Source organism: Brenneria sp. g21c3, from assembly GCF_040240345.1.
GTDB lineage: Bacteria > Pseudomonadota > Gammaproteobacteria > Enterobacterales > Enterobacteriaceae > Brenneria.
This window is the reverse complement of the sequence record NZ_JBEIAB010000046.1, coordinates 1-1156: the sequence shown is the minus strand read 5'-3', so window position 1 is coordinate 1156 and position 1156 is coordinate 1. Positions and strand designations below refer to the sequence as shown.

Sequence of the window (1156 nt, the reverse complement as noted above, 5' to 3'; positions counted from 1 at the left end):
TTATCAGCGATTAAGCGATAACTTTAGCAACAACGCCCGCGCCAACGGTACGACCGCCTTCACGGATAGCGAAACGCAGACCGTCATCCATTGCGATCGGCGCAATCAGATTAACAACCATCTTGATGTTGTCGCCTGGCATTACCATTTCCACGCCTTCCGGCAGTTCGATGGTACCGGTCACGTCAGTGGTACGGAAGTAGAACTGAGGACGGTAGCCTTTGAAGAACGGAGTGTGACGGCCGCCTTCGTCTTTGCTCAGGATATAAACTTCAGACTCGAACTGAGTGTGAGGTTTGATTGAGCCTGGTTTAGCCAGTACCTGACCACGCTCTACGTCGTCACGTTTGGTACCACGCAGCAGAACGCCGACGTTCTCGCCCGCGCGGCCTTCGTCCAGCAGTTTGCGGAACATTTCAACGCCGGTACAAGTGGTTTTCGTGGTGTCTTTGATACCCACGATTTCCACTTCTTCACCCACTTTGATGATACCGCGCTCTACACGACCGGTCACAACGGTACCACGACCGGAGATGGAGAATACGTCTTCGATAGGCAGCAGGAACGGTTTGTCAATCGCACGCTCCGGTTCCGGGATATAAGAATCCAGCGCTTCAGCCAGTTCGACGATTTTCGCTTCCCACTCAGCTTCGCCTTCCAGCGCTTTCAGCGCGGAACCACGAATGATTGGCGTATCATCGCCCGGGAAATCGTACTGAGACAGCAGTTCACGCACTTCCATCTCAACCAGTTCCAGCAGTTCTTCATCATCAACCATGTCGCATTTGTTCAGGAACACGATGATGTAAGGAACGCCAACCTGGCGGCCCAGCAGGATGTGCTCACGGGTCTGCGGCATCGGGCCGTCAGTCGCGGCAACAACCAGGATCGCGCCGTCCATCTGCGCGGCGCCGGTGATCATGTTTTTCACATAGTCGGCGTGTCCCGGGCAGTCAACGTGCGCGTAGTGGCGAGTCGGGGTATCGTATTCAACGTGAGAGGTGTTGATGGTGATACCACGGGCTTTCTCTTCCGGCGCATTATCGATCTGATCGAATGCACGGGCGGCGCCGCCGTAGGTTTTAGCCAGAACGGTAGTAATGGCGGCAGTCAGCGTTGTTTTACCATGGTCAACGTGGCCGATAGTACCGACGTT

Annotated in this window: 1 protein-coding gene; it reads right to left on the bottom strand. The window is 54.9% G+C overall.

Translation table 11 applies throughout. The annotated features are described in order from the left end of the window. Positions 1-10: 10 nt before the first annotated feature. Positions 11-1156 (bottom strand): elongation factor Tu (gene tuf, locus ABRZ28_RS24220; protein ID WP_319606707.1); only part of this gene is annotated, 1146 nt, incomplete at its 5' end.